Below are 6228 nucleotides of genomic sequence, written 5' to 3' on the forward strand. Positions count from 1 at the left end.
AAACAGCCACCTCTTTTAAAAGAGGTGGCTGTTTTACTGTGGGTTACCCCAAAAAGACGATATTTTGCAGGATTTCCAGCTGCTCTGCCTTGGCTTCCTCGTTGTCGGTGCCGGAGGCCTGGAATTCGACAAAATAGATGATGTCGCGATGCGGAATCGCATAGACGTAGGCATAAGGGGAGGTTTCGGTGGCATCCTCGCTCAGACCATAGATGCTCAGCATAATGTCGGTGCCGCCCAGACTGATGACATCCGAGCTGAGATAGTTGGATCTTTTCCATGCACGGGCGTTGGTCCACAGGGTAGCGTTCTCATTGTAGGAGGAGGCATAGAAGCCCTCCACTGCTACGGTGCCATCCGGATAGTGGAACATGGTACCAGGGGAGTACTCCGTGTCCAAAATCCAGTCGCCAGGCAGTTCCACCGAGATGTCGACGCCCTGACCTTCCACAGGCTGTCCGTCTTCCATCATTGGCATGGTGATCTGTACAACCTGTTCCTTGTCAGGCGATGCCTCCTGATCCGGTGTATCCTGTTCCAGCAGGTCGGCCATCTCATCGGCATGATCCGATGCAGCTTCGTCCTCCGGCTGTTCGGGCACCTGTTGTTCCTGTTGTTGGTCTTCCTGTTCTTGTTCCTCTTGCGGCTGTGACGGCAGCAGCAGGGACAGCGCCAGCGTTGCAATCAGCAGCACAACGAGAAGTACGGCTACTGCCAGCAGGTTTTTTCTTTCGTTGGACAAGTAAGTCCCTCCTTTGTGTAGAAGTTGGATGAATAGTACCAGTATAACCCATTTTTTGACAAACATCAAGCAAAAACATCCCGACGGACTCTCCGAAAAAGAAAATTATCCCATCCTGCTGCCGGCAGATGGCTGCCGCGATGACAGGATGGGACAGAGAAGGGGGGTTCTTTAGATGACTTCGGTTGCGTGGCGGGTCACATGGCAGCCCATGTTGACGGCAACCGGCAGGCTGGAAACGTGGGTAGGGTAGGAGATGATATTGACAGCCAGCGCAGTGACCGAGCCGCCCATATTCTCCGGACCGATGCCCAGGCGGTTGACGCGGTCGAGGATCTCGCTTTCCATATCGGTGTAGTACAGCTTGCGGTTGTAGGTGAACAGATCACGGCACAGTGCTTTCTTGGCAAGCAGCGTACACATCTCGGTGTTGCCGCCGATGCCCACGCCGATAATCAGCGGTGTGCAGGCTTTGCCGCGGTTTTCCTGGACGCAGTTGACCACGAAGGAGATGATGTCCTCGCGGGTGGCGCTGGCATGGAACATCTTCATGGCGCTGGCATTTTCGCTGCCGGCACCCTGCGGGATGACGGTCAGAGCGATTCCGTTGCCCTGTACCAGACGGGTATGGATGATGGCAGGAGTGTTGTCCTCCGAGTTGACGCGGTTGAGCGGATCATTGACCACCGATTTGCGCAGATTTGCCTCGGTGTAAGCCTGACGGACACCCTCGTTGACCGCATCCTCAAACAGCTCTCCGACGATGTGGACGTCCTGACCGATCTCGGCAAAGACAACGACCATGCCGGTGTCCTGACAGATCGGGATGTTGGTGTGCTGGGAGAGCTTGTAGTTTTCGATGATGCTGTGGATGGCGCGCTTGCCGTTCGGAGAAATCTCGTAGTCATACGCGGTATCCAGCGTCAGCTTGATGTCCGACGGCAAAAACTTGTTTGCACGCAGACAAAGGTTTTTGACGGTGCGGGTGATGGTTTCTGAAGTGATGATCCTCATAAATGGTTACCTCCTTACGATTTTGCCGTTTATCATGACAAGCGCAGGTTTTGCGGCGATGGTCAGCGGGTCGGTTGCAAATACTGCCAGGTCGGCGTCCTTGCCTGGAGCAAGTGAGCCGACGCAGTCGTCGATGCCGACGATCTGTGCCGGATGGATGGTGATGGCTGCCAGTGCCTGCAGATAGTCCATTCCTTCGCGGACGGCCATGCCTGCACAGATGGGCAGCATCCCGATAGGCATGACGTTATAGTCGGTGCAGATAGCACAGGAGATGCCGGCTTTGGACAGGATGCCAGGGTTTTTATCGGTGGCGTTGCGCAGCTCCGGCTTGGAACGGGTGGTCATCAGCGGACCGGTGATCACCTTTGCCTGTTCCTCGGCAAGGTCCTCGGCGATGAGGTGGCCCTCGGTGCAGTGTACCAGCACATAGTCGAGCGAAAACTCCTTGGCGATGCGGATGGCGGTGAAGATGTCGTCGGCGCGATGGCAGTGGAAGTGTGCCTTCAGCTCGCCGCGGACTACCGGCAGCAGCGCGTCACATTTGGCGTCAAAATCCGGTGGATCGGTGTCCTCATCCTCCTCGGCTTTGAGCAGATCCTCATGGTAGCGCAGCGCCTTCTGCAGCTGTTCGCGGATGAGAGCAGCGGTCGCCATACGGGTCATCGGCGTTTCCGACTTGTCGTTGTAGCAGTTCTTGGGGTTTTCTCCCAGTGCAAACTTCATTGCCGCCGGTGCGCGCAGAATCATGCGGTCGACGTTGCGTCCGTAGGTCTTGATGGCGACAAACTGTCCGCCGATGGCGTTGGCGCTGCCAGGACCGGTGACAACGGTGGTGACGGCGGCGTCCACCGCCTCGTCAAAGCTGCGGTTTAATGGGTTGATGGCGTCAATGCCGCGAAGCTGCGGAGTGACAGGGTCGGTGATCTCGTTGAGGTCGTCGCCCTCAAAGTTTAAGCCCTCCTCGGCAAGGCCCATGTGGCAGTGGGCGTCGATGAAGCCAGGGCAGACCATGGCGCCCGCAAGGTCGAGCACCTGATCTGCGGCAAAGCCACTCAGCTCAGGGCAGTCGCTCATCGGACCGACGGCGACGATCTTGTCGTTTTCGGTCTGCACAAAACCGTCGGAGCAGGTGACAAAGCCCTGTTCGGACGGCTGCATGGTGTATACGTGGGCGTGAATCAAAAGCATGGATAAACCTCCATCGAAAAATTCGGTTAAATAGGTAATTTCATTATACAACAAAATTAGACCTTTGAAAACACCTTTCTGCTTTTTTCATCCTTTCGGCGCGATTTTCTTCCCGTCCTTCACCCGTGTAGAAAAATTTCCATGTAAAACAAGATAAAATAAAAACTTTCCTATTTAATAGACGCTGAAAACAGAGAAACTCTTTTGATTGTATCCAAAAGGTATTGAGTGAGGTGGAACAATATGTTAATATAGAGGATAGCAGGTTTCTGCTATTTTTTATCAATATGGAGATAAGTAGACAATATGATTGTATCGCTTGAAAATGTATTCAAATATTACGGCGCCGACTGTATCCTGCGCGACGTCAGCGCCACCATCAACGAAAAGGACCGCATCGGTCTGGTCGGCCCTAACGGTGAGGGAAAAACCACCCTGTTAAACGTGCTGACCGGCGGGCTGGATTATGAGGAAGGCTCGGTCAGTGTCACCAACGGCAAGGTCATCGGCTACCTCAAACAGAACAGCGGACTCTCTAACGGCAAAACCATCCAGCAGGAGATGGAGGCGGTCTTTGCCGACCTCATTGCACTGGGCAAAGAGGTGGACGCTCTGCAAAAGCAGATGGCACAGGTTCACGACGACCCGCAGACCTACGAGCAGGTATCGGCGGAGTATCAGAAAAAGCTCGCCCGCTTTGAGGCGCGCGATGGTTACCACATCGACGTCAAGATCAATACCATCCTGGGCGGCATGGGCTTTGCAAACTACGACCGCAACATCATCACTGACAACCTCTCGGGCGGCGAAAAGACCCGCCTTGCCATTGCGCGTCTGTTGCTGCTCGAACCCGATCTGCTCATCCTCGATGAGCCGACCAACCACCTCGACTTTAAGACGCTGGGCTGGCTGGAGGACTATCTTTCCTCCTACAAGGGAGCGATCCTGGTCGTTTCGCACGACCGTTACTTCTTAAACCGTCTGGTCGATCACATCTGGGAGCTGGAGCGCACCGTGCTGACCTGCTTCCGCGGCAACTATTCGTCCTACGTCGTCCAGAAGAAGGAGCGCGTCGAGCGTCAGCTCAAGGAGTACGAACAGCAGCAGGAGCAGATCAAGTCGATGGAGGAGTTTGTGGCAAAGAATATCGCCCGTGCCTCCACTTCCAAGAGCGCCAAGTCCCGACTGGCAGCGCTGGAACGGATGGACCGCATCGAAAAACCGGTTATCTGGGAAAAGAAGGCTGCCTTCCAGTTTGACTACGACGAGCCGCCGGTGAAGGACGTCTTTCACGGTAAAAATATGAGCATCGCCGTCGGAGAAGGAGATAACCGCAAGGTGCTGTGCCGCAATATGCAGCTGGACATCCTGCGCGGCGAAAAAATCGCCATCATCGGTCAGAACGGTGTGGGCAAGTCCTCGCTGCTCAAGGCCATCCAGAATCTGATTCCGCTGGCGGAAGGTTCGTTTGAATGGGGACAGAAGGTCAAGACCACCTACTACGAACAGGAAAACCGCCAGCTCCACCCCGAAAAGACCGCCATCAACGAAATCTGGGACCGCTTTCCCAATATGTATGAGGTGGAGGTGCGCAATATCCTGGGACGTGTACTGCTTTCGGGCGACGACGTCTACAAGCAGGTCGGCAGTCTGTCCGGCGGCGAACGCGCCAAGGTTGCCTTTGCCGTCATGATGCTGGAACGCGGAAATGTACTCATCCTCGACGAGCCGACCAACCATCTGGACATCGGCAGCAAGGAGATGCTGGAGGATGCGCTGGAGAGCTTCGACGGCACCATCCTGATGGTATCGCACGACCGTTACCTGTTAAACCGCATCCCGACCAAAATCATCGAGATGTCCTCCGACGGATACGAGGTCTATAACGGACGCTACGACTACTATCTGGAGCACAAGGTGGAGGTACAGCCTAAAAAGGTGGAGGCCACCGAGGAGAAAAAGGCTGCCACCCAGAAGTTCTATCGCACCAAGGCCGATCGCGCACGACAGGTCGCCGTCAAAAAGCGGATCGCGCTGCTGGAAAAAACCATCGAGCAAAACGAGCAGACCATCGAGGAACTGACAGCTCAGATGGCGGACCCTGCGATTGCCGCCGACTATCAGAAGGTGGAGGAGATCTGCCAGCAGATCGAACAGCTCAAAAACGACAACGATGCGTTCAGTGAGGAGTGGCTGGAGCTTTCGGAGGAGGAAAGCGAACAGTAAATCCGACAAAAATACAAATCTTTATTTCAAAGGTGAAAAATTACACTGCATAGCTTCGTTATCCTTATGAAAGCGTTTCTACTCCGCAGATGTACAAACTAAAATTGTACACCTCGAAGTGTTACCTTTTCTTTTGGCTTTCGTTTTTCTGCCAACCCAAATAATGCATCGCGAAGCGTACACTTTTTTGCCGACTTTATCCTGCTAACAGGAAAGTCAAACACTTTTCTTTTGGTTTTCGTTTTTTGGCAAACCAAAATAGTATATCGCGAAGTGTTACCTTTTCTTTTAGTAAAGAAAGGGCAGGAAGCAGCAGATTTTACTAATTTCTCACCTCACTAACAGGGAAGTCAAACACTTTTCTTTTTGCTTACTTTTTCTTTTAGCAAAGAAAAAGTAAGTTAGCAAAAAAAAAAAAAAAAAAAATAAAAATTAGGGGAGATGTCATTTGAAATTTCAGATCAACAAAAAATATCTGTCGATTGCAGTCTATGCTTTTCTGGTCATCGCAGCCTCTATCTGCTTTTTCTATTTAATCAATGAACACACCACCGTCGGACGGGTGCTCGGAGGCGTGGTCAATCTGCTGATTCCGTTTATCTACGGCGCTGCATTGGCATATATCCTCAATCCGGTGCTCAACTGGCTGGAACAGAAGGTGTTCCCCAAGCTCTTTGGCAATTCGATGACTCCGCGCGGACGCCGCCGGCTGGGTGTCCTGATTACTTTGCTGTTTGCCGTAGCGGTGGTTGCCATCTTCCTGGCAATCCTGATCCCGCAGATTGTGGAAAGCATCGACAGCCTGGCAACCTCCATCTATGAATTTCTGCCAAAGGCCCAGCTCATTCTGGGCGACCTGGTAGAGGAATACGGCTCCAATGAAGTGCTGGTGATGGTGATGTCTGCGTTTGGCATCGACATCTCCGACCCGTCGATTGCTTTGCAGCGTCTGGCTGCCCGCAGCTATACCTTCCTGACACAGGTGCTGCCTAACCTCTTTGGCGGCGTGCTTCGCTTTACCAGCGGCCTGCTCAATGTGATCGTCGGTATTATTA

The 6228-nt window shown here is 53.2% G+C and carries 5 protein-coding genes; 2 read left to right on the forward strand and 3 right to left on the reverse strand.

The window, feature by feature from the left end; genetic code table 11:
* Positions 1-43: 43 nt before the first annotated feature.
* From Q0L39_RS10040 to Q0L39_RS10050, 3 genes are all read right to left on the reverse strand, one after another.
* The gene (locus Q0L39_RS10040; RefSeq protein WP_296628861.1) at positions 44-742 is read right to left on the reverse strand and encodes a hypothetical protein; all 699 of its coding nucleotides are present in this window, start codon (positions 740-742) and stop codon (positions 44-46) included.
* Between the two features lie 171 nt (positions 743-913).
* Positions 914-1756, reverse strand: coding sequence for a fumarate hydratase (locus Q0L39_RS10045; protein WP_296628863.1), 843 nt, complete (start codon positions 1754-1756; stop codon positions 914-916).
* A 6-nt stretch (positions 1757-1762) separates the two neighbouring features.
* Positions 1763-2947 (reverse strand): amidohydrolase, encoded by a 1185-nt coding sequence (locus tag Q0L39_RS10050; protein WP_296628864.1) that lies wholly within the window; start codon positions 2945-2947, stop codon positions 1763-1765.
* A 306-nt stretch (positions 2948-3253) separates the two neighbouring features.
* Here Q0L39_RS10050 and Q0L39_RS10055 point away from each other — a divergent pair, with 306 nt between their 5' ends.
* Together Q0L39_RS10055 and Q0L39_RS10060 are read left to right on the forward strand one after the other, a co-directional pair.
* Entirely contained in the window at positions 3254-5173 is a 1920-nt protein-coding gene (locus Q0L39_RS10055; protein WP_296628865.1) for an ABC-F family ATP-binding cassette domain-containing protein, read from the forward strand.
* A gap of 448 nt (positions 5174-5621) precedes the next feature.
* Positions 5622-6228 (forward strand): AI-2E family transporter (locus Q0L39_RS10060; protein ID WP_296628866.1); only part of this gene is annotated, 607 nt, incomplete at its 3' end.

The sequence above is a fragment of the uncultured Negativibacillus sp. genome (genome assembly GCF_944388365.1).
Taxonomy (GTDB): domain Bacteria; phylum Bacillota; class Clostridia; order Oscillospirales; family Ruminococcaceae; genus Negativibacillus.

Bases quoted from the DNA above. Each gene is read 5' to 3' on its own strand.
- Q0L39_RS10045 (WP_296628863.1), bottom strand. From the start codon at position 1,756: ATGAGGATCATCACTTCAGAAACCATCACCCGCACCGTCAAAAACCTT.
- Q0L39_RS10050 (WP_296628864.1), bottom strand. From the start codon at position 2,947: ATGCTTTTGATTCACGCCCACGTATACACCATGCAGCCGTCCGAACAG.
- Q0L39_RS10055 (WP_296628865.1), top strand. From the start codon at position 3,254: ATGATTGTATCGCTTGAAAATGTATTCAAATATTACGGCGCCGACTGT.